Origin of the sequence: Bacteroides sp. M10, assembly GCF_014334015.1 — a bacterium.
Lineage (GTDB): Bacteria > Bacteroidota > Bacteroidia > Bacteroidales > Bacteroidaceae > Bacteroides > Bacteroides intestinigallinarum.
The window spans coordinates 3678014-3701242 of the sequence record NZ_CP060488.1 but is presented as its reverse complement, the minus strand read 5'-3'; the positions used below and the strand labels follow the sequence as shown (position 1 = coordinate 3701242).

Genomic DNA, 23229 nt, shown 5'->3' with positions numbered 1-23229 from the left:
ATTAATTTTATGCTACTTTTCTATTATAAATTAAAAACTGAGATAATGAAACAATAGCCTCATTCACCGCTGCTATAGTACCAAACTTACGTATCATCTGAAGCGCTATTGTTTTATCATCTTCCTTTATTTCTTTTATTGTACAAGAACCATTCGCTACAATATAGTTCACAATCTGACGGATAGTATTCTTTTGAGCCTCAGTCATTGTACGCTGTATCTGCCCACACCACAATTCAAAACGTTGGGCAGCCATTGATGACAGGCTACGAAGTTCTGTCACCTGATGATAAGCATATCTGACTAACTGAATAATATTAGTCAAAGCTTCTTTTTCTTCTTTCGTCCCAAAATGTACTACACTGGAAGGGTTAATAATAGAATATGTATTCCATAATTGGGAAGGATTAAACTTGTAATTCTCCATTTTCATCCGATTCTCCAAATCCTTAAGCATTGCATAAGTGATAGGTTCTCCGTTATTATTATAAATAATACGTAAAGCCTCTATCTCATCCCTGTGTTCATTTACATATTGTTCAAACGCCTGAGTCGTGTCGTGAGCTTCCTCTATGGAAAATCCTTTCTCAATCAATGTATCTTCACCGGGCATTAAAATTGTGACAAATCCGGCGTTCAGAATACACAGATATTCACGGGCATCGGGATGAATAGCGAGAGGACGCACCAAGCCTTTCCGTTCGTTATTCGGTTCGTTTATATTCACATATTCCGGCAACAGATTATTATCCAAAGCTTCATATATACGAGATGCCATATCCCGCATATCTGTACCAGCCAATCTTATAAACTCATTCCTCTGTTCTTCATTTGCCTTATTATGTATTCTTGACAGACGGCTAGCCAACAATCGCAGATGTTCATCCAGCAGTTCACCATGAGAGATACGTTCTAAAAGTTGCCTTAAAGACAACAATGTTTCAGCATTGCTTCCCACTCCAGAAGTTGTTACATAATGCTCATGTTCTGTTACTCCCACTGCATCGACTAAGAAAAATAAATCTTTACTATGAGCATTTGGAGTAACATTACGAAGTTGCTCATCACCAATAGTACGTACTCCCCTACCTTTCATCTGAGTATAAAGAGAGTCAGACTCGACATCACGCATAAACATCACCACTTCCAAAGGCTTCACATCTGTTCCAGTAGCAACCAAAGTCACAGTTACAGCAATACGGAAGTCCTTATCATTACGAAAATGACGTATCAATTCATTACTATCTCCAGCCGAATAAGTGATTTTCTGCACAAACGTATCATCTTCACGTCCAAAGACCTCCTTCGCTATTTTAACAATATTACTTGCATGAGCATCATTCAAAGCAAATATTAATGTCTTAGGTAAATAGTCAAAATTAGGTTCTCTTTGGGGATCATTAAACATTTCTGTATAAACCGAATCTCTATATGTCTCTAAAATCAACTTTATTTGAGCAGGATTAATAATACTCCTATTCAGTTCCCGTCTTGTGTAAGTAGTCGTTTCCTGTGTTTCGATATTTTCAGTTTTACCTGTATAGCGGGTTATTTTACGTACTTTATCCCCCTCGCGAATTGCACCGCCATCTTCGGTTACTTGTGTTTTAATACGGAACACCCTATAATCAACATTGACACCATCAACTATTGACTTTTCAAGAGTGTAGTTCACTATTAAGTTGTTATTAAAGAAGGCTAATGTTTCAACAGCAGGAGTAGCTGTTAACCCAATCATTTTTGCAGAACTAAAATATTCAAGCACACTTCGCCAACTACCATAAATAGAGCGATGGCACTCATCAATAATTATCAAATCAAAGTAATCCGGGGGCAAGTTAGGATGAACTGGCAAATTCATATTTCTAGTGCCGTCGACAACATAATCCGCTTCATTATCATCATCTATAAAATCGTCTCCGGACAATAAAGAAAATAAACGCTGTATAGTAGAGATAACAACATTGACATCATTTGGGATTTTTGCAGTTTTCAATCTTTCTACTCCAAATATGGTATTAAACGGATCACCATTTTCAGTCAAACGGAATGTTCCAAATTCTCCTTCTGCCTGTTTTCCAAGATTATTACGGTCAACAAGAAACAAAACCCTCTTCATTGAAGTGAAAGCCAACAAACGATAGGCAGCCAAACATGCGGTATAAGTCTTTCCCGCTCCCGTAGCCAAAACCATCAATGCACGATCATGCCCGCTACGAAAACTATTTTCTAATTTTGTTATCGCTTCATACTGGCAATCCCTTAATCCTTTCCTTTTTAAGGTTGGGAGTCCTGCAAAATCATCTTTAAGTCCTAATAGTTTTGCTATTTCTTTAGGAGAATGAATTTTATTCAAAGAAATATATTCAGAATCAACGTCACGGGTATCTCTGAATAACAGTTCCCTTCCATTTGACAAATAAACTAAAGGTAAAGGATTCATCCAAGCCTGACACCAATGAGGTACACCTCTAGTATATTTTTCAGCCTGGTCTGCCACAAATTCAGAATAAATTGACACAGATTCTTTCTTTGCTTCCAATACGCCAACAGCTTTACCATTTAAAAAAAGTAAATAGTCAGCTTCACGATTACCTTTCAGCAAGCCTTCCTCGACTGCTATAGCAGATACTTCAGGAGAATAATGATTTCTATCAACTACCTCCCAACCCGCATCATTAAGCATACGGTCAATTATTATTCGAGCCTTTTCTTCCGGTTTCATGTGTGTGTTTTTTTGTAACTTCCGATAAGGCTATATTATCGGAAGTTACAAAAATAGGTAAAAATATAGAATATGAGAAAGAAATAGAGATTTTTTGATACATCACAACACAATTTCTCTATAAAAGATTCTTTGCATATCAGTAATATTTGTCCAAACACTTCCCATTTCCAAAATAAAGCCCTACTTTTGCGAAGAATATTTTCCGTATATTAACGTATTAACAACAGTATCTCACAAATAAAATAAACCCTACAAGATGAAAGAAGAATCCGACAGCCCGTCTGTCCCCTACAATTTCTCCCGGTGTTTCAACGACCAATGTCCACAAGCCTCGAAATGCTTGCGCCACGTAGTTACGCAAGATAAAATAGCCGACTATCTTTATATCTCCATCGTTAATCCGGCACGTTATCCTGCGGATGGGAATCAGTGCGAATGTTTTAAAACTACTGTAAAAGTCCATGTGGCATGGGGACTTAAACAATTGCTTAACAGAATTCCTTATGAAGATGCGGTCAGTATCAGAATACAATTAGTGGGACACTACGGTAAAACGGGATATTATCGGTTCTATCGTGGAGAACGGGGGCTTATGCCTAAAGACCAAGCCTACATCAGACAACTATTCCGTAATAAAGGAATAAAAGAAGAACCAACTTACCAACGCTACACAGAAGAATATATTTGGTAAGTTGCTGTCATCTGTCACAAATTAGGGGTTAATAGTTTAGTAATGAACCGATAAGTCCGTGACAGCAAGAGGTGACAGCAGGGTGATGGCATTTTTGCTGTCACCTGGTTATTAGTCTTACGACATGATAGAGTGTACCGCTACGCGTATGTTTGGAAGGGATTTCTTGCTTTTTCAGTATTCTTCCGAAAGAATTAACCCTCTTGACAGACATCGGGATTGAACTACCTTTTTGAATATCTTCCATAATCTCTGCTGGAGACAGCCACTCCCCTTCTTCAGGCTGCGCGGCACGAAAATAACGGAAGAAAAGTTGCTCTTCCGGCGGGACTTGTTCAAATTCACGGTTGTTTTCCACCATGATCTTTTCTTCCTCCTGATCGAACCAGTAACGTTCGCCATGTTCCAGTTCATACATGGCCTGTGCGTAAAGCTGCTCATAGTCGATCGGACGGTTGGTGTCAATCACTCCGGTCACTTCGATACAAATAAAACGACGACTGCCGGAAGGGTCGGTCAACAGGTCTTTTTGGTTACTCGTAGCTATGAATGAGGCGTAACGACGCATTTCAAGCACGGCACTGCCATGAGGTTTCTTCACATTCAGTACAGGCTTTTGCAGAATATGTTTCAGAAAGCCTTGTTGTGTCGAACTCACCTGGTCAAATTCATCGATATTGATAAGCGCAAAACGATTGAGGTAAAGTTCGGCATCTTTCTTTCGAGAAAAATCAATACTGTCGGTATAGTAGGAACGCTCGGTAGGGGGCATTATGCTCCGGCAAAAGGTGGATTTACGTGTCCCTTGCGGTCCGACAAGTAAGGGAGAAACACTGTTTGCATACTTTTTATTACTTCCTTTCCAATGAGAAACCATATTGAGGAACCAACGGTGGAACAAATCCATCCAATACGGATTCTTACAAGGGACGGTGGCTGCCAATGCACGGATATGGTCTTTGCCGTCCCACGCAGGAAGCCGGTAGAGAAAATCTTCCAACGGGTTGAATACAGGTACGCGGTTGGAGTAAATATAACGACTAATATCCCTGTCCCACAACGGGATGCCTTCCATTTGCGCATCCAAAGCAATGCTGTTCAGCGCACGTTTGTCGAGAGGATTGAAGCGGAAACGGAAAGAAAGTCTTTCACGATATTCTACCTCGCCAATTTGAGTGTTATGGCGGAATTCATAGCGGCGTTTCATGAATTCTTCTGTCTGTAAGGCGAGTTGCTGCTCTTTAGTCAGGCTGATATTCTTACCGAAGCCTTTGCACTCGGTATATATATTGCCAATCATTTGCCGGATAAGCTCTTCCTGTTTATACATATAAAAATGGAAAATGGTACGTTTCACAACTTCTTCTTGCGGAAGTCCCGAGGCAAAACAGTTTTTAGCCAGTTGGACAACTAAAGGATGCCATGTGTCTTCGCACAATTCGAGCCCCGCTTCCCTAAGATCGGCATAAGCTTTCCGAAAAGCGGCTTCGAAAAGCATCAGAAATGCATTTTCCGCATCATATCCCGGTACGGCACGAGTCAATGGAGATTTCTCCGCCTGAACCGCTTCACGGAAAGTGGTTTCTTCGGGCATTGATGATGGTTGAGAGAGATAAAACTGGACTGAATCCGGACGATATATGATGTCCGGATCGTGGGATAAGCGTGAATATTGTTCCAAAGTCGGTTCTTTGGGAAGTATATCGAATGGGATCTGGGGCTGATAACATTTCACAGCCAATCGATAAGCATGGGCGTGGAATAATTCCGCTTCTTCCCGTGTATTGGGAAGCGAGTTGTCCGGTCGGGTAAAGGTAGTCCATATTTTCACCGTTTTGCCACTTGAACCCATAAAAACACAACGGGTTTGTGGTTGCTCACAGGCTTTTTGTTTCACTAAAGCGATTTCCGACTTATTGGACAAGGGACCGATGGTCAGTTCTACAATACCGTTGTAGTTTTTCATCTGTTTCTGACCGTTTACTCTTCGGAATTCGGCAGCAGGAATTATTTGGGGGAGTTTATTGGTAAACATACACCGTTCATCGGGAAGGGTATATCGCAAATGCTCTCTGAATGTAGAAACAGGACGGGATTTTATTTCTGTCTTTATCTTATTTACCAGTATATCAAGATCCATTACGCTAAGCGCTATCGTATCTTCGTTCTTACGAAATTGAGTAATTTTCATTAATTTTGATAATAAATTGTTTTGTCAGCGCCTTTGTGATCGTTGAGACTGCTAAATTACTCATATTATTCGGGACCGACAAGAAAAACAAGATTTTAATATAAAAAATTATTGATATATCAAGTGCCTATTTAGCCGAAAGAAACGGGATCGTTATCACTCAATTACGGTTCAAGTTATTTTTCTCTGCTTGAAACTAAAGTTCCAGCTAAGAGAAACTCTAGTTTCATCGGTAAGAAACCAATAGTTTCAAGTAATTGGAACTAGAGTTTCAAGCCTATGAAACTAAAGTTTCAAACCGCAAGAATAACAGTTTCACGCCTTGAAACTGTTAGTTTAAAGGCAGTACAACTCATAAGTACGGGGATAATAAATTGAACGACTTATCTTTCTATAGCTGATACTATTCATTTCCAAACAGTATCTTTGATTTTTTCTTTGTTTTTTGGGGTGACAGCATTATTGCTATCACACTGCTGTCACCTTATGCTGTCACACTATTAAGTTCTTATACTCTGCAAGTTAGATTATAATCTGTGACAGATGACAGATATATTTTGTTTTTTATTTCATAGAGTTGCGTAAGCTGAATTCAATTCATAAATGCGACACCTCTTTATTTCACTGAAGGCAACTATTCCACCCCGTATCATATTCCGCGATTTTCCCCTTGCATAACCTCCGATACACATTATTCACTACGAAAAACTTAACTTGCTAGTTATCAAAAAAAATAATCCATTCTTTCGTTCCATGTTTTCTTGCGTTCTTTTGCCAGAATTCAGACTACAAAAACAAAGAAAATTTGGTAGAAAAGTAATAGTCTTTTTGATATTCGGTAGGATTTACGTATTTAGCAGCAAAATATTCGGTAAGAAAAATGTGATTCAAGAGTAAAAGTTCGGTAGGAAAAGTGTATATTTGTACTAGACATCAAATTTAATAATAGACTACCATGTATAGAAACATTATAGAGCAGCTCAAGGAATGGAAGAACAAGGAAGGTAGAAAGCCCCTTATCTTATCAGGTGCACGTCAGGTTGGCAAAACCTATATTCTTAAAAGATTCGGAGAACAAGAATTTGCTAATGTAGCTTATATCAATTGCGATGATAATGAATTGGCAAAGAATCTGTTTATGCAAGATTATAATATACAACGTATCATCCTTGCAATAGGTGCCATCACAGAGCAAAGCATAGAAGCCGGTAAAACATTGATTATCCTTGATGAAATCCAAGAATCGCCACGCGGATTGTCAGTTTTGAAATATTTCTGCGAAAATGCCCCCCAATATCATGTGGCGGTTGCAGGGTCGTTATTGGGTATTACTATGCATAGAGGTGAATCGTTCCCTGTTGGCAAGGTCGATATTCTGCATATCTACCCCATGACATTCGATGAATTCCTATTAGCAAAAGGCAAAAAACAAATGGTTGATATTCTTCGTTCCAAGGATTGGATAACGATAAAACTACTTAAAAACGAATACGTCAAGGCGTTGCGCGAATACTATTTTGTAGGGGGTATGCCCGAATCAGTCATGAAATTCATTGAAACCAATGATGCCATTAAGGTGAGAGAAGTCCAAAACAATATTCTTTACACTTACCAAAAAGATATATCGAAGCACGTGCCTACTTCGGAATCCAATCGTATCAATATGGTGTGGCAATCCATGCCTTCACAATTAGTGAAAGAAAATAAGAAATTCATCTATGGTGTGACAAAACCGGGAGGTAGAGCTAAAGATTTTGAAATAGCTATCCAATGGCTGATGGATGCCGGTTTGGTCTATAAGGCAGAAAGGGTGAACGAAGCTAAGATGCCCTTAAAATTCTATGTGGATATTTCCGGTTTCAAACTTTTCCTTTTAGATTGTGGCTTGTTGGGAGCCATGAGCGAAACCCCACCGGAAAAGCTATTAGTAGCTGAAAACGGCATGGAGGAATCAAAGGGAGCCTTTACGGAGAATTATGTGATGAGCCAATTAGTAGCGACACGCGATACTTCTGTTTTCTATTATAGTAACGATGCGAAATTAGAGATAGATTTTCTGATTCAACATGGTGGTGAGATCGTTCCGATAGAGGCAAAGGCAGAAGAGAATCTCCGTGCCAAATCACTTTCCACCTTTGTGGCTTCTCGTCCAGGTATGCACGGATTGCGTTTCTCCATGTCGGATTATCGAGAGCAGGACTGGATGACAAATGTTCCGCTTTATGCTATATCGACTTATTTCTAAGTTCAGCAGAAAATATGATTGCAAGATTTTATCTACCATGAAGAAGAACCCGACATACGAAGAACTTTTTGAAGACAATATACGGCTCCAAGAGGAAAACAAAGTCTTAAAAGATGAAATCAAACATCTAAAGATGCAACTACATATAGATGATAAGCCACAAAAAAGCATTGTAGTCACTCGTTTGTCTCTGGAAGAAAAGGTCGCATTGTTTAGAGAGTTATTCCATGGTCGGAAAGATATTTTTGCAAGAAGATGGTATAGCAAGAATAGTGGAAAATCTGGTTACCAGCCTGTATGTTTGAATGAATGGGACAGACAATTATGTAATAAAAGGAAATATAAATGTACCGAATGTCCTAATCGCCATTTTAAGGAGTTAAGTTATGAAGATGTTTATAGACATCTTGAGGGTAAGGATATTGATGGGTGCGATGTAATCGGAGTATATGCTATCCTCCCGGATAACAAATGTAACTTCCTTTGTGCCGACTTTGATGATAAATCATGCGAGTATGATTATCAAAATGATGTATTATCCTATATAAATGTTTGTAAGGAATGGAAGATTCCACATGCCATTGAGCGTTCACGCTCGGGAAACGGTGCACATGTCTGGGTATTTTTTGAAATATCTTTGGAAGCAAGTAAGGCGAGGAAATTAGGTAATGCTATATTAACAGAAGCCATGGAAAGAAATGGACGGATGACCTTCAAGTCATACGACCGATTCTTCCCCAATCAAGACAGGTTACCGGAGGGTGGTTTCGGAAATTTAGTCGCATTACCTCTACAAGGCAAAGCTCGGAAAGAAGGGAATAGTGTTTTCGTAGATGAAAACTTTATGCCGTATGAAGACCAATGGACGTATTTGTTGGGTGTGCAAAAAGTTTCGGAAATATTAGTTGATGAGATTTTATTGAAGCATGGAATGACATCAGAACTTGGAGAATTGTCAACTACAAGCGAAACCAAACCTTGGGAAACACCATCGGCGCAAAAGATAGCAAGAGATGATTTCCCCAATGAACTACTTCTCATAAAATCCAATATGCTTTATATCCCTCTGGAAGATCTTTCTGCAAAGGCGATTAATCATTTAAAACGCATTGCCTCTTTCAAGAATCCGGAATTCTATGCAAAGTTGGGAATGAGGTTATCTACATATAATGTACCTCGCATTATTTCATGTGCAGAGCCATCGGACAAATATATCGCCTTACCTCGAGGATGTGAGGATGCTATTACTAATTTGTTAGATGAAAACCATGTCTCTTATCGTATGAACGATCAAACGGAGCTTGGCACACCAATCTCTGTTCAATTCAAAGGAGAGTTACGTGAAGAACAGATTGCAGCTATAAAAAATCTGATACCACACAACAATGGCGTATTATATGGAACTACAGCATTTGGAAAAACCGTAGCGGCTATCGGATTGATAGTGGAGCGCAAAGTAAACACACTTATTCTTGTACATACCAAAGCCCTGCTCGACCAATGGAAAACCCGATTGGAAGAATACTTGGTGATAGATTACAAGCAAGAGGATACGCCACACAAACGTGGACGCAAAAAAGTATTTTCTCCTTTTGGAACATTGGATTCCAAAGGAAACAATTTACATAGTATGGTAGATATTGCCTTAATGCAATCCTGTTTTGAAGAAAATGATATAAAACCTTTTATCCGAAATTACGGCATGGTGATAGTGGACGAGTGTCACCATGTTTCAGCGATAAATTTCGAACGGATATTGAAGTACTCAAACGCTCGTTATGTATATGGACTGACGGCAACGCCCATTCGCAAAGACGGACATCAACCTATTATCTTTATGCAATGCGGTCCTATCCGTTATTCTGCTGATGCAAAAACACAGATGGCTTCGCAAACATTTGAACGGTTACTTATACCTCGTTTTACAAATTATCGGGAATTGACGGATGATAAGAAAACATATACTCAAACCATACAAGGAATGAGTAATGACATCTGTCGGAACACACGCATAATAGACGATGTATGTAAAGCATTAGAAGATGGACGTTCCCCTATTATTTTGACCAACCTCACCTCTCATGTAGAAATATTGGCAACCATGCTTACCTCAAAGTGTAAGAATGTAATAACGCTTGTCGGCTCGGAATCAATAAAAGAAAAACGTTCGAAAATGGAGCGTTTGCACAATATTTCCAAAACAGAACTTTTCGTAATCGTTGCCACGGGCAAGTATGTGGGAGAAGGCTTCGACTATCCCCGGCTTGATACGCTATTTCTCGCCTTGCCCGTTTCATGGAAAGGCATTGTAGCACAATATTCAGGTCGTTTACATCGTGAGTATCCAGGCAAGAAAGATGTTATTATTTATGATTACATTGACATTCATCTGCCCTTATGTGACACCATGTATAAACGGAGATTAAAAGGATATGCAGCGGTTGGCTATAAATTGAGCACAATTAATCCGACAAATCTTTTCCACAATTCTCCGGATATCATATTTAATGGAAAGAATTTTTTAAGGACATTTCTTTCCGACCTATCATGTACTCGTAAATCGGTAGTGATATCTTCTTCCAAATTGTGGTTTAGCATACGGACTCCCATACTTGATATGCTACAAGAACTTACCTTACGAGGCGTTCAAATTATAGTATTTGTAAAATGCCATTCAGAAAAGGATGAATTATTGAAAAGGATTGGCGTTAAAGTGATTGCCAAAGAGAATTTGTCTTTACATATTACAGTTATTGACAAATCATTAATATGGTATGGGAGTGTGAATTACCTCGGTTATAATACGGAAGAGGATAATGCGATAAGGATTTCAGAGAGCGTGATTGCGGAGGAAATGTTAGAGTTGTTGTATAAAATCTGTCAAGGTGATATCTGAAACAGATTGCCAGCAATGTAATTTGAGATATTCGTGTTTACGGTAAAAGTTATTTCATCATCGTATCATATTCCACAATCTTCTCCTTACATAAGCGTTCAGTAATATTTTTCAGAATATCTACGCGGGAAATAAGATATTCCAATTGTTCTTGCGAGATACTGAAATCTTTGTTATAACGAGCTTCAATATAAGAACGGCATAATAAATCAAAACATTCTTTCTCTGCATCCGTATTTTGAGGAAAGACTGTGGTTAATTCCATAGAAAAACGTTTCACCATCCCACCGAGTTCTTTGATTTTATGACTCTTCGGGCGATAGTTCGTAAAGACCATCAGAATACAATTATAAAGTTTTTCACAAGCCTGATGAAGCATGAAAGCGGATAAGTTATATTGTCCTTTAGGCACGAAATATTCCTTCACACTACCTAAAAAGTCACAGGCGTAAGGAAAAAGTTTATTAAATTCACCCTGTGCAATATCCCGAATCTCCCTAAAGCTCAACTTACGTGGTTTAGCCAATTCACACTTACCACTATCATAAAGCATGATACCCTCCTTTACTATATCCGTAAAGAAATACTGGCTGATTTCCAAATTACGGTTTACTGTATTAATATGCTCCACTATAAATTGCGGAAAAGCATGACGACGGTCTGCAAACAAGTCATGATATTTATTCGTAATACGGTGTAATTTCTCTTCCACTTGCTTAGCCGGTCCGGTTATGACCACAAGAATATCATAATCACTCTGATAGGAAGTATGGACACCGAATTCTATATTACTATCCCATAAAACATAGTTTCCCCTTGCATAACTTCCGAACAGGATAACCATCTGACAATTCCTGATGCTCTTACACACTAAATCCAGCAAGACTGTCAATTCTTCCTGCGTACGTTTGGGTAAACGTTTTATAGACTTTTTCATAATCAAGCTTATTTGATAACCTTACAAAGGTACGAACTTTGCTATCTCCAAACAACAGAGATACAGAAAAACTTATAATAAAGTATTTTTAGAATCTCCTTAATACTTCCATCATTGCCGGACGACGTTTATATTTTATCCGGAACTCTGCAACTAACCTTTTCACAGCTTCCTGTCCCCCATTAAGTTTCTTTGCACACAACAACGCCTGTGCTATCAATTCATAATGAGTCCGTCCCACATTCTGTTCCGCGTAATCATTCAACAAAGAGGTATATATAGCAATCAATTGCTCCGAATGAGTGTCTTTCAGATGATAAGAATATTTCATCAGTGCTTCCAGTTGATGATACCTGATTGATGACAACAGTTTGAACAAACGCTCATAATCTCTTTCTTTCACATAAATTTCAGCCTCATCATTTCCACCAAAAGAAAAATATTCACTAAATTGAGTTTCTTTCATCATCGTATCCAGAAAGCTCTTCCACTCTTCTTTCGGAACAAGAGTTTTAAGTTTACTATAATATTCTAACTGATCTCTACCCGACACAAACAATAAACGACATGTATTAATGACTTCAGCAGTTTGATGAGTCATCTCGTAAATCCTCAATTTAGTTTTCAACCATTCCTCTACGGTTCCGATATGTTCTTCTTTTTCCGCAATCTCTATTCCTTCATTCAACAAACGGATAGCTTCATCATATTGACAACGGGCAATCAATTTATCCACTTCCATTTCTCGAATTTCAGTTAAATAAAGGTATTGACGAATCGTATCAGCCGCTTTTTGCTCCTCATGCAGTTCGGTTAACAAATTGACTTTCCGAAGAACGATTTGATATAAGTCGTAAGTATCTTTTCTTTCTTCCAAGAGTTTGTCAATCAATTCCAACGCTTTTTCTGCCGGTTGAATGGAAAGATTTATTTGCATCAACAATTCGTCTATATCATAAAGGTCATAATCACGATAAGTAGATAGTTTAGCCAGCTGACCTAATTCCTGAAGAATCGCTGTCTTTTGCTTTTGGGTGGTCTTAGGGTGCTCGATTATTTTTATCAGCAAATCTCCTGCCTGCTCACAATAATCAGAAGGATAGAGATCATCATTATACAAAAGTTCATCCTCATAATTCTCACCGATTGAACGAAGAGTTTGAAGAGCTATATCAATAGCAGTATCTATGTTTCCCACATTCAAAAAGAAGTCTGCTTTCTCCAAAAAAGTGTCCATCCGATTGAAAACTGTTTCCCAATCACAGTCAAAATCATCATAACGATTATGATAACGAGACTTTTTGTTATAATAAGAGTCATTAAACACTTTCTGAATCTCTGCTCTGTAATCCTTTTCTTTTGATGTTGCAGACAACTCTTTAACCATAAAACGATTCAAAAGGGCTGTTTTAAACTCCGGATGCATAGAGGCATATTCATATATAAATTGTGAAAGTTCTTGTGGGTTAACGAATGACAGCAATTGTTGCATGTCCACAGTTTCATCTATAACAACGGCTTCCTCTACTTCTACTTTCATCTTGGAAAAGGCACTGCGATTCACCTTTTTCTCATTATCACGAATTGCCAGTAAGGTTGCTACGACATGTTTACAAATCTCCCCATCATACGGACAATCACAGTACCAAGACTCTATTTCCTTTCCGTCCATAGATATCTCTACGCTATAATTCTCCGTACCCTCTACTGTCGCAGTCCATTCACCGGGCGAATCTTCTTCCAATTCAGAAACAGCCCCTATTTCATAATACTCTTCTCCGCGCGCTAATATTCTATATGGCACAAAGCTCTCAAAATTATCTAATGCAATCATAATGAATATTTTACTCTTTGATATAACCTTCTTATTCGTACCTTTTCCTGTATTTATGTTACATGCTGAAACAATGCCGACTGACATTTTAACATAACATCTATTCACTTATCAATTTATTCACAAAAGTAGGAATTTCTTATCCGACATCACTATTTTTGAATGAGAATTTGCAAAGGCAATTACTATTTATACCTTTGTGACTTCAATAAAGAATATGATTTCAATAGAGAATTAGTAACCCGTTAAAAGAGGAAATTGATTATGCGTTCATTCATAGTATTTCTTTGTTTAGTCCCCACCCTCCTGTTTGCCCAACAAACTCAACTGGAGACACAGTTGAAAGAAGCCATCAAAGGAAAGAAGGCCGAAATAGGAATAGCCGTCATCATTGATGGGAAAGATACGATAACTGTCAATAATGATATTCACTATCCACTGATGAGCGTATTCAAGTTTCATCAGGCATTAGCATTGGCCGATTATATGGGAAAACAGAGGCAATCGCTGGAAACCCGGTTAGCCATAAAAAAATCGGATTTAAAGCCGGATACTTACAGTCCGCTACGGGATAAATATCCGCAGGGTGGAATTGAAATGAGTATTGCCGACCTGCTAAAATATACACTTCAACAGAGTGACAACAATGCCTGCGATATTCTTTTTGATTATCAGGGAGGTCCCGATGCTGTAAACAAGTATATCCATTCACTGGGAATTCGGGAATGTGCCATTGTCGGTACGGAAACTGCCATGCACGAAGACTTGAACCTATGTTATGAAAACTGGACTACTCCGTTGGCCGCAGCCGAATTAGTGGAAATATTCCGTAAGAAGCCATTGTTTCCCAAAGTGTACAAAGACTTCATATTTCAAACAATGGTAGAATGTCAAACCGGGCAAGACCGTCTGGTTGCTCCGCTGCTCGACAAAAAAGTAACCGTAGGTCATAAAACCGGAACGGGAGATCTTAATGCGAAAGGGCAACAAATCGGTTGTAATGACATCGGTTTCGTTCTTTTGCCCGGTGGACGTACTTATAGTATAGCTGTCTTCGTGAAGGATTCCGAAGAAAATAATCAGGCGAACAGTAAGATTATCGCTGATATTTCCCGTATCGTTTATGAATATGTAATGCAGCATTAAGATAGAGACAAAGTACGTTCGGTACGAATGAAGATTGAAACAAAGTAATAGAAATTAGAAAATTCATTTACATGAAACTACATCATATCGCTATCTGGACCTTTCGTCTGGAAGAATTAAAAGAGTTCTATGTCCGCTTCTTCGGAGGAAAAAGCAACGAAAAATACATCAATCCCAAGAAAGGATTCGAGTCCTATTTTATCTCTTTTGGAGAGGGAACAGACTTGGAACTGATGAGCCGTACAGATGTACAGAACACTCCCATTGAAGAAAACAGGGTTGGACTGACACACTTTGCTTTCACCTTCCCCAGCCAGGAAGAAGTATTACGCTTCACCGAACAAATGCGTTCGGAAGGATATACCATCGCCGGCGAACCGCGTACTTCGGGAGACGGATATTTTGAAAGTGTAGTCCTCGATCCTGACGGAAACCGGATTGAGTGCGTATATCGGAAAACAACAAACGAGTCGAAAAACAAAGCAAGACAGGAAACTGAAATAGATAGTATTCCCCCCGTGACGCTCCATACAGAACGTTTGTTTCTCCGCCCTTTCGAAGAAAGAGATGCAGAAACGTTCTTCGCTTGTTGCCAGAACCCGAATCTGGGAAACAATGCCGGATGGCCGCCCCATCGTACGTTGGATGAATCCCGCCGGATACTTCATTCCACATTTATCAACCAAGAGGGAATATGGGCAGTGATACTAAAAGATACAAAACAGCTAATCGGTTCCGTAGGAATTATCCCCGACCCTAAACGCGAAAATCCGCAAGTGAGAATGTTGGGTTACTGGCTCGACGAATCTCATTGGGGCAAAGGATACATGACCGAAGCAGTGCAGGGTGTCCTCAACTATGGCTTTGAAGAATTGCGGCTTAGCCTCATCACAGCTACCTGTTATCCACACAATAAACGTTCGCAGAAAGTACTGAAAAAGAACGGTTTCATCTATGAAGGTACACTTCATCAGGCAGAACTAACTTACAACGGAAACATCTACGACCACCAATGCTACTACCTGCCCGGCATCTCCCAACCTACTCCGGAAGACTATGATGAAATCCTCCATGTATGGGAAATGTCCGTTCGCCACACGCATGATTTCCTGACGGAAGAACATATCCAGTTCTATAAACCACTGGTGCGGAAGCATTATCTACCCGCTGTTGAACTTTTTGTCATCCGGAATGCCAACGGAAAGATTGCCGCCTTCATGGGATTGAGCGACGAACTGATCGAAATGTTATTCGTACACCCCGACGAGCAGGGAAAAGGATATGGCAAACGATTAATAGAATATGCAAGAGACAAAAAACAGATGGATAAGGTGGACGTAAACGAGCAGAATGAAAAAGCACTCCAGTTCTATCTCCATTTGGGATTCCAAGTCATCGGCAGAGATGAAACGGACAGCATGGGCAAACCTTTCCCCATTCTTCATTTGCAACTGCCGGAAGCTGATTCCGCCAATAGAGATTAATTCCCCAAAAACGAAAGCTACATGAACCTACGTGCAAGATTATCCGAACGAGTACACATTGAAGATATCAGAGAGGTACTCCACTTTATACAGGATGATGAACGGCTTAGAGAAGAAATCTACCAACTGATATTCGACGAAGACGCTATCGTCTCCTATCAGGCATTGTGGGTATGTACTCATTTCTCAAAGGCAGATGTAGAATGGTTGAGCTGGAAACAAGAAGAATTGATTGACGCTGCCATGACCTGCCCACACTCAGGAAAACGGAGAATGATCCTGAACCTGATATGCCAGCAACCTGCCGCCGATCCGCCACGAGTGGATTTCCTTGATTTCTGCATGGAACGCATGATATCCCGCGAGGAACCACCGGGCGTGCAATCGCTCTGCATGAAACTGGCTTATCAACTGACACGCTCCATCCCGGAACTGCAACAGGAACTACGCACAATACTGGAAATCATGGAGCCCGACTTACTGGTTCCCGCTATCCGTTCCGTACGAAAAAACACCCTGAAAGCCATGAAAGCAAAGAAAAACTGATTATTTCTATCGCTTTTATCCCACCGTTCAATTAGAGTATGTTCAGATGGAATATCTGGGATATACCTGTCACCGAAATCTGAATGCCGATGCAGAAAGTGAAAAAAGCAACGAGCTTATTAATAATTTGATTTCCCACCGGTCCCAACCTCTGAATAAACCTCTGCCCTTGCGAAAGGAATACATAAAAGATGGCCGCCATACAAATAATAACAAGCGCAATGACCAAATAATTAATCCCAGTTTGCAACAATTTGCCTTTAACACTGGCAGACGCCATCAAAGTAAAGATAACCGATATACTGCCCGGCCCGATACTGATAGGAAACGTGATGGGATAAAATATCTTCTGCTCGATGTTTTTCCATCTGAAACCGTCTACATTCTTGCTGGCCTCTTCTTCTTTATCAGACGAACCCGAATCCCCCAACAGTTCCATTGCCGTCTTACAAATCAGTATGCCACCTCCCAACTGAATAACAGGAATAGCCAGACCGAAAATCAACAGAAATAAATGCCCTATCACCAATGTCCCTACACCGATCATTATAAAATTGAGCGTCAGCTTCTGAATGGCCGCTTTCCGTTGTTGAGGATCGAGATCTGTAAAGAATCCATTGACGACAAAACCATTCCCCAAAGGATTTATCACCGGAAACAGCGCCATAAACGATGACGAAAATATGATGAGAAGATTGCTTAATGACATAATACCTGTTTTTTGATACTTTATTAATATCTGATATGTATCTAAAACATAAATGGAACGTTATTGTTTTGAGAATATGCTTTTGCGAGAGGAATCCGCATCGGTTGAATACCTCGTGAAAGCAGCTTATAATAAACCTTTAACTAGAAATTAAAATTATGTGTACAAGAGTCGTTTATTCGGGAAAAAATGGAATGGTGGCAACCGGCCGGTCTATGGACTGGAAAACAGAAATGCACAGCAATCTTTGGGTATTTCCCAAAGGTATGGAAAGAAATGGAGAAACGGGAGCCAACTCCCTGAAATGGACGTCCAAGTATGGCAGCGTGGTGACTTCAGCTTTCGAGATTGCCAGTACAGACGGGATGAATGAAAAAGGGTTGGTTGCCAATCTGTTATGGTTGCCCGAAACGGAGTATCCGGTCAGAGATCAAAGTAAACCGGGACTTGCCATTACTGCATGGGTGCAATATATGCTGGATAACTTCGCCACCATAGACGAGGCTGTCGCTTCCATTGATGAAAACACTTTCCAAGTGGTATCAGACCTGATGCCGGATGGTTCCCGCCTGGCAACCTTGCATTTATCTATTTCCGATGCAACGGGCGATTGTGCGATATTCGAATATACGGGTGGAAAGCTGACTGTCTACCACAGCAAGGAGTACAAAGTGATGACCAACTCCCCTACCTACAACAAGCAACTGGCACTAAACGAATACTGGAAATCAATAGGAGGATTGAGCTTCCTGCCCGGAACCAACCGACCGTCCGACCGTTTTGCAAGAGCCAGTTTTTATATCAATGCCCTGCCCCCAACAGATGATGTGAGAATAGCCGTGGCAAGTGTATTCAGCGTTATCCGTAATACTTCTGTTCCTTATGGCATATCCACTCCCGAATTTCCAGAAATTTCCACCACACAATGGAGAACGGTATCGGATAGTAAGAATCTGCTCTACTTCTTCGAATCAAGTCTGACACCTAATACATTCTGGGTAAACCTGCGGGAAACAGACTTATCGGAAGGAGCTCCGGTACTCAAATTATCTATCGCCAACGGCGAAACTTATCATGGAAATGCAACGAAAGAATTTCAACCGGCACAGCCGTTCAGATTTATGGGAGTAAAAGGATAAAATTATCCCCAGAAACGATCCATCTGAAGCACCCCCAAAAAGTTTTTGTATCTAACTTTTGAGACGTATTTCGATCATTTCCGGGGATAAAATCTGTTTCTTTAACAGCTTGCCATTAATTGAAATAATAAAGGAATACAGCAATTCCTTCCAGCGCCTTCTTTGGTTGGTCTTTTATTTCGATAGCAAACTTAATTTCTGCTTTTGCCACACCACGCAGATTGGTCAATGAGTGCAAAGTAGTCACCAGACGCACACTCTGTCCTGACAATACAGCCTGACCGAATTTCATCTTATCCATACCGTAGTTAATCATCATCTTCAGGTTATTTACCTGGATAATCTGATTCCACAGATAAGGAAGCATAGACAATGTCAGGTAGCCATGAGCAATCGTGCTATGATAAGGGCTATCTACTTTCGCACGCTCCGTATCTACATGAATCCATTGATGATCCAGCGTTGCATCAGCAAAAAGATTAATACGTTCCTGCGAGAGTTCCACATAATCGGAAACACCTATCTGTTGGCCTACTAGTTTTTCGAATTCTTCATACGAATTGATAATTACTTTTTCCATAAGTCTTATCGTTTTTATGGGAGTTATTTACTATTAAATTGGGGGCAAAAATAGGAAAAATAAACTGATATGCCACCAAATTTATAAATAAAAGCAAGGAATGAAGTATTTAGGTATGTTTTACAAACCGGAAGCCCGTTTCAGTGCTTCTGACAAAATACTGTAACCCCTGCCATTCAAATGTAAATCGTCGAGAGTCAACTCCGGATTCAGCCTGCCATCCAGCAACAAACGGTCGAATACATCGAGATAGACAACGCCCGTCCCCTGCAATTTCTCGTATATCTTCCGGTTAAGGACGCGAATGAATTGATTCACAGCCGTACTGTAATCATCGTAATCATTACGTGGAAAAATACAGAAAAGATATGTTTTCAGTGAAGGGATGGCAAGAACCGCTTTTACATAACGTTCCACATAATCGTCCATATTTTCATCATTCAACTGATAAATATCATTGGTTCCGAATTGAATGACGACTTGGCAATCGGAAGTGTCTACGTTAAAAGACTCCACATAAGCCAGCCCTTCACCGGGAACACCATAGTTCAGACATTCCCATGAAGGAAAGTAGACATCCAATGCCCAAAATGCCATGTGACTGTTGCCAAGAAAGGCAAATTTAGGTTTCTCTCCCATTCTATTCATGTTACTTCATTCAATAATTCACGGATTTACTTTACTTTTGCAAAGGTAATCACATTCATTCATATATATAAACCGATGATACATTTTTTCAAGCAACCCATTTCTCACCTTGCATTACCGGATAAATTCACTTATCCTTTCCACTATACGCCTCATCCATTGTGCGTGTTGGCAGCGGAAGAAGTGAAAAAACATATCGCGAGCCGGAAGGAATGGCAAGAAGAGTTAGCTTTCGGAAAAATGTTCGGGGTACTGATCGTACAAAAAGAAAATAAACAAGAGACTACAAAAAAAGAAGCAGTCAATGAAATTGGCTATCTCGCTGCTTTCTCCGGCAATCTGGCAGGAAAGAATCTGCATCCTTATTTTGTCCCTCCTGTCTACGACTTATTGCAACCGGAAGGATTCTTCAAAATTGAAGAAGAACAAATATCTTCCATCAATATCCGTATTCGTGAATTAGAAAACAATCGTTCTTATCTCGATTTAAAAGAAAAGTGGAAGATGGAAACAGAACAGGCTAAAGCTATTTTAAATCAGGCTAAAGCAGAACTCAAAGCAGCAAAGGAGGCGAGAGAGATTCGCCGCCAATCATCCTCTACCCTTTCCGAAGAGGAACAAGCCTCCCTGATCCGGGAAAGCCAATACCAGAAAGCGGAATACAAACGACTGGAAAAAGAATGGAAGAAACGATTGGAAGAACTCGAAACGGAAACGAGACACTTCGAGACTGAAATAGAACAACTGAAAACCGAACGGAAAGAACGTTCGGCAGCCTTGCAAAGAAAGTTGTTCGAGCAGTTCCGGATGCTGAACGCCAGAGGAGAAGTGAAAGATCTATACACAATCTTCGAGCAGACAGTTCAGAAAGTTCCTCCTGCCGGTGCGGGTGAATGCGCTTTGCCTAAGTTGTTGCAATATGCATATCTTCATCAATTAAAGCCATTGGCTATGGCTGAATTCTGGTGGGGAGACTCTCCCAAAAACGAAATCCGGCATCATGGATATTATTATCCTTCCTGCAAGGGAAAATGTGAACCTATTTTGCAGCACATGTTGCAAGGATTGGAAGTAGACGAGAATCCGTTGCTGAACTCCATCCATGAGGATGAAGAACTGGAAATCGTATATGAAGATGAATGGTTAGTGGTAGTCAATAAGCCGGCAGGAATGTTGTCCGTTCCGGGAAAGGAGGAGGACAGAGATTCAGTCTATCATCGCCTGAAAAAGAAGTATCCCGATGCTACCGGACCTATGATTGTACATCGCCTTGATATGGCGACTTCCGGATTATTGCTCGTAGCTAAAACGAAAGAGGTACATCAACATTTGCAGGCACAATTTGCAAGCAGAAGTATCAAGAAACGCTATGTAGCCGTGTTGGATGGGGTAACAGCAACAGTAGAGAAGACAGCACTGCCGCCCGGAAGAACAGGAAGAATCGAACTCCCTCTCTGTTTGAATCCCCTTGATCGTCCCCGGCAAATCGTCAGTAGAGAACACGGGAAAGAAGCGATTACAGAATACCGAATCATCTGTGAATCAGAAAAACACACCCGGATTGCTTTCTATCCGTTGACCGGACGGACACACCAATTACGGGTACACGCCGCCCATCCGGAGGGATTGGGTTGCCCCATTCTTGGGGATGAACTTTATGGAAAGAAAGCGGACAGACTATACCTCCACGCCGAATATATAGAGTTCCGTCATCCCATCAGCGGAAAGATTCTACGCATACAGAAAGAGGCCGACTTCTAAACAGTAACCGTACTTGTAAACACCTGCTTCTTCAACCTGCGATAAACGTAGATAAATGCCGGTACGAGGAACAAATCTGCCGCTATCCAAGCCATCGGATCACCGTAGCAGACAGCAATAAAGCCGAATGCAGGCACAGCGTAAATGCTGACAAGGATACGCGCAATCATCTCCGCCACTCCCGAAAACATGGCAAGATTGGTATATCCCACTCCCTGAATCGTGTAGCGCAGGATGCATAACAATCCAAGCATCGGGAAGAACATACAAGAGATATGCAGGAATAACTCGGTATCCAACAGAATTTCCGTTTCCGACGGATCTACAAAGATCAATGCAAAATATTTGGCTCCCACCATCAGAAGAACGAACGTAAATGCCGCATAAACAATCATCATCAAAGCACTCGCTTTGATTCCCAACCAGACACGCTCCGGTTTCCCTGCCCCATAATTCTGTCCGCTATACGTAGCCATCGCAATTCCCAGACTCTCGAACGTACAGATAAAGAACATCTTGATTCGCATGGCAGATGTAAAAGCAGCCACACACGCCGTTCCCAATGCATTATTCGCACTCTGAAGCATAATACTGCCGATAGCCGTGATAGAGAATTGTAATCCCATAGGCACACCGATGTAAAGCAATGTCTTTGCCAGTTTCGACTGGAACCGGCGTTCCTTCGGAGTACCCTGCAATATTTCAAACTTCCGGTACATATAAATATAGCAGAGAACAGCCGACAGCCCCTGCGAAAAGACAGTAGCAATGGCAGCTCCCGCCACTCCCCAGCCGAGTACCAGAATACAGAACAAGTCGAGAATGATATTCAGAACAGCAGCGAACAGCAAAAACCAGAAAGGCGTCTTGCTGTCTCCCAACGCACGGATGATGCTTGAAAGAAGATTATAGAAGAAAGTGAAAGGAACACCAATAAACGTAACAAGCAAATAAGCATACGCCCCTTCGAAAATATTCTCCGGCGTGCGCATGATCCGGAGTATGTCCGCACAAAAGATACTGGTAACAAGAGCAATGACCACAGACATCCCCGCTGCCAGTTTCAAACTGACGGAAACGTAACTGCGCATCGTACTGTAATCACGTGCACCAAACTTCTGCGCAACGGGTATCCCGAAACCTCCGCAACATCCATTGCAGAATCCGAGAATCAGGAAAACAACCGATGTGCTGGCTCCAACAGAAGCTAACGCGTTAATTCCCAAAAACTTTCCTACAATTGCAGCATCAACAAGCGAATACGTTTGTTGTAAGAGATTGCCGAGTAAAAGCGGCAATGTAAACTTTAAAATGAGAGGTAATGCCGGCCCTGCCGTCATTTCTTTAGAAGTTGCCATACGTCTATGTTCTAAAATCGGGCGCAAAGATACGGAAAATTCAATGAATTAGTTCTCGATTTGCGTTCCTCTTTTAGTTGACATAAATCAAAAAAATCAGAATGAAAGCATGAATGCCCCCGGTCTATCGTTTCACCAACCGTTTAGGTGAACCATGCCACGAGCATCCCAGGCAGAAGACTTCTGTCAAATCGAACCCCTCCATTGAATCTTCCGGATATTTGGGAACGACTTCACCATCTTCGAGCACATAAACCAGCAGCCTGTCACCCTGTTCATTCTTCACATACATAGCTGCAATCTTGCATTGCGGACACAATAACTTTTTCATGCCGC

At 40.6% G+C, this 23229-nt stretch carries 17 protein-coding genes; 8 read left to right on the top strand and 9 right to left on the bottom strand.

The annotated features are described in order from the left end of the window. Window positions 1-7: 7 nt before the first annotated feature. A complete protein-coding gene (locus H8796_RS13100) occupies window positions 8-2725 on the bottom strand; it encodes a DEAD/DEAH box helicase family protein (RefSeq protein ID WP_117931871.1) in 2718 nt (905 codons plus the stop codon). Window positions 2726-2984: 259 nt separating this feature from the next. Between H8796_RS13100 and H8796_RS13095 the strand changes: the two genes are divergently transcribed. Next, complete coding sequence (locus tag H8796_RS13095; protein ID WP_117931870.1) at window positions 2985-3419, top strand: DUF6078 family protein; 435 nt, start codon at window positions 2985-2987, stop codon at window positions 3417-3419. A 100-nt stretch (window positions 3420-3519) separates the two neighbouring features. On the opposite strand, the gene H8796_RS13090 is transcribed toward H8796_RS13095, so the two are convergent. Next, entirely contained in the window at window positions 3520-5610 is a 2091-nt protein-coding gene (locus H8796_RS13090; RefSeq protein WP_117931869.1) for a BT4734/BF3469 family protein, read from the bottom strand. 955 nt (window positions 5611-6565) lie between these two features. On the opposite strand from H8796_RS13090, the gene H8796_RS13085 reads away from it, so the two are divergent. Together H8796_RS13085 and H8796_RS13080 are read left to right on the top strand one after the other, a co-directional pair. Further along, entirely contained in the window at window positions 6566-7855 is a 1290-nt protein-coding gene (locus H8796_RS13085; protein WP_074557912.1) for an ATP-binding protein, read from the top strand. A 37-nt stretch (window positions 7856-7892) separates the two neighbouring features. Continuing rightward, window positions 7893-10751, top strand: coding sequence for a DEAD/DEAH box helicase family protein (locus tag H8796_RS13080; protein ID WP_117931868.1), 2859 nt, complete (start codon window positions 7893-7895; stop codon window positions 10749-10751). 49 nt (window positions 10752-10800) lie between these two features. Here H8796_RS13080 and H8796_RS13075 read toward each other — a convergent pair whose 3' ends face one another. Together H8796_RS13075 and H8796_RS13070 are read right to left on the bottom strand one after the other, a co-directional pair. Continuing rightward, window positions 10801-11688, bottom strand: coding sequence for a HEPN domain-containing protein (locus H8796_RS13075; protein ID WP_117931867.1), 888 nt, complete (start codon window positions 11686-11688; stop codon window positions 10801-10803). A gap of 88 nt (window positions 11689-11776) precedes the next feature. Continuing rightward, entirely contained in the window at window positions 11777-13522 is a 1746-nt protein-coding gene (locus H8796_RS13070; protein WP_117932458.1) for an SWIM zinc finger domain-containing protein, read from the bottom strand. 264 nt (window positions 13523-13786) lie between these two features. Here H8796_RS13070 and bla point away from each other — a divergent pair, with 264 nt between their 5' ends. The 3 genes from bla to H8796_RS13055 all read left to right on the top strand — a co-directional run bounded on the left by bla (window position 13787) and on the right by H8796_RS13055 (window position 16698). After that, complete coding sequence (bla, locus tag H8796_RS13065) at window positions 13787-14668, top strand: class A beta-lactamase, subclass A2 (protein ID WP_117931866.1); 882 nt, start codon at window positions 13787-13789, stop codon at window positions 14666-14668. 71 nt (window positions 14669-14739) lie between these two features. Next, on the top strand, window positions 14740-16152 hold the full coding sequence (locus H8796_RS13060) for a GNAT family N-acetyltransferase (protein ID WP_117931865.1): 1413 nt from the start codon (window positions 14740-14742) through the stop codon (window positions 16150-16152). Between the two features lie 21 nt (window positions 16153-16173). After that, a complete protein-coding gene (locus tag H8796_RS13055; protein ID WP_117931864.1) occupies window positions 16174-16698 on the top strand; it encodes a hypothetical protein in 525 nt (174 codons plus the stop codon). Window positions 16699-16729: 31 nt separating this feature from the next. Here the strand turns inward: H8796_RS13055 and H8796_RS13050 are convergent, their stop codons facing one another. After that, entirely contained in the window at window positions 16730-17407 is a 678-nt protein-coding gene (locus H8796_RS13050) for a MarC family protein (protein WP_117931863.1), read from the bottom strand. 158 nt (window positions 17408-17565) lie between these two features. Here H8796_RS13050 and H8796_RS13045 point away from each other — a divergent pair, with 158 nt between their 5' ends. Continuing rightward, window positions 17566-18546 carry a linear amide C-N hydrolase gene (locus H8796_RS13045; RefSeq protein ID WP_117931862.1) on the top strand — a complete coding sequence of 327 codons (981 nt, stop codon included), beginning with the start codon at window positions 17566-17568 and terminating at the stop codon, window positions 18544-18546. 115 nt (window positions 18547-18661) lie between these two features. On the opposite strand, the gene H8796_RS13040 is transcribed toward H8796_RS13045, so the two are convergent. Both H8796_RS13040 and H8796_RS13035 read right to left on the bottom strand, forming a co-directional pair. Continuing rightward, a complete protein-coding gene (locus H8796_RS13040; RefSeq protein WP_004301986.1) occupies window positions 18662-19126 on the bottom strand; it encodes a MaoC family dehydratase in 465 nt (154 codons plus the stop codon). A gap of 120 nt (window positions 19127-19246) precedes the next feature. Further along, the gene (locus H8796_RS13035) at window positions 19247-19774 is read right to left on the bottom strand and encodes a GDSL-type esterase/lipase family protein (protein WP_187343803.1); all 528 of its coding nucleotides are present in this window, start codon (window positions 19772-19774) and stop codon (window positions 19247-19249) included. A gap of 75 nt (window positions 19775-19849) precedes the next feature. Here H8796_RS13035 and H8796_RS13030 point away from each other — a divergent pair, with 75 nt between their 5' ends. After that, entirely contained in the window at window positions 19850-21535 is a 1686-nt protein-coding gene (locus H8796_RS13030) for an RluA family pseudouridine synthase (protein ID WP_117931860.1), read from the top strand. Here H8796_RS13030 and H8796_RS13025 read toward each other — a convergent pair. Both H8796_RS13025 and H8796_RS13020 read right to left on the bottom strand, forming a co-directional pair. Then, window positions 21532-22893 (bottom strand): MATE family efflux transporter, encoded by a 1362-nt coding sequence (locus H8796_RS13025; RefSeq protein ID WP_007765579.1) that lies wholly within the window; start codon window positions 22891-22893, stop codon window positions 21532-21534. The two genes, H8796_RS13030 and H8796_RS13025, sit on opposite strands and share 4 nt — an antisense overlap. 124 nt (window positions 22894-23017) lie before the next feature. Continuing rightward, window positions 23018-23224 carry a hypothetical protein gene (locus tag H8796_RS13020; protein WP_007750505.1) on the bottom strand — a complete coding sequence of 69 codons (207 nt, stop codon included), beginning with the start codon at window positions 23222-23224 and terminating at the stop codon, window positions 23018-23020. Window positions 23225-23229: the final 5 nt, after the last annotated feature.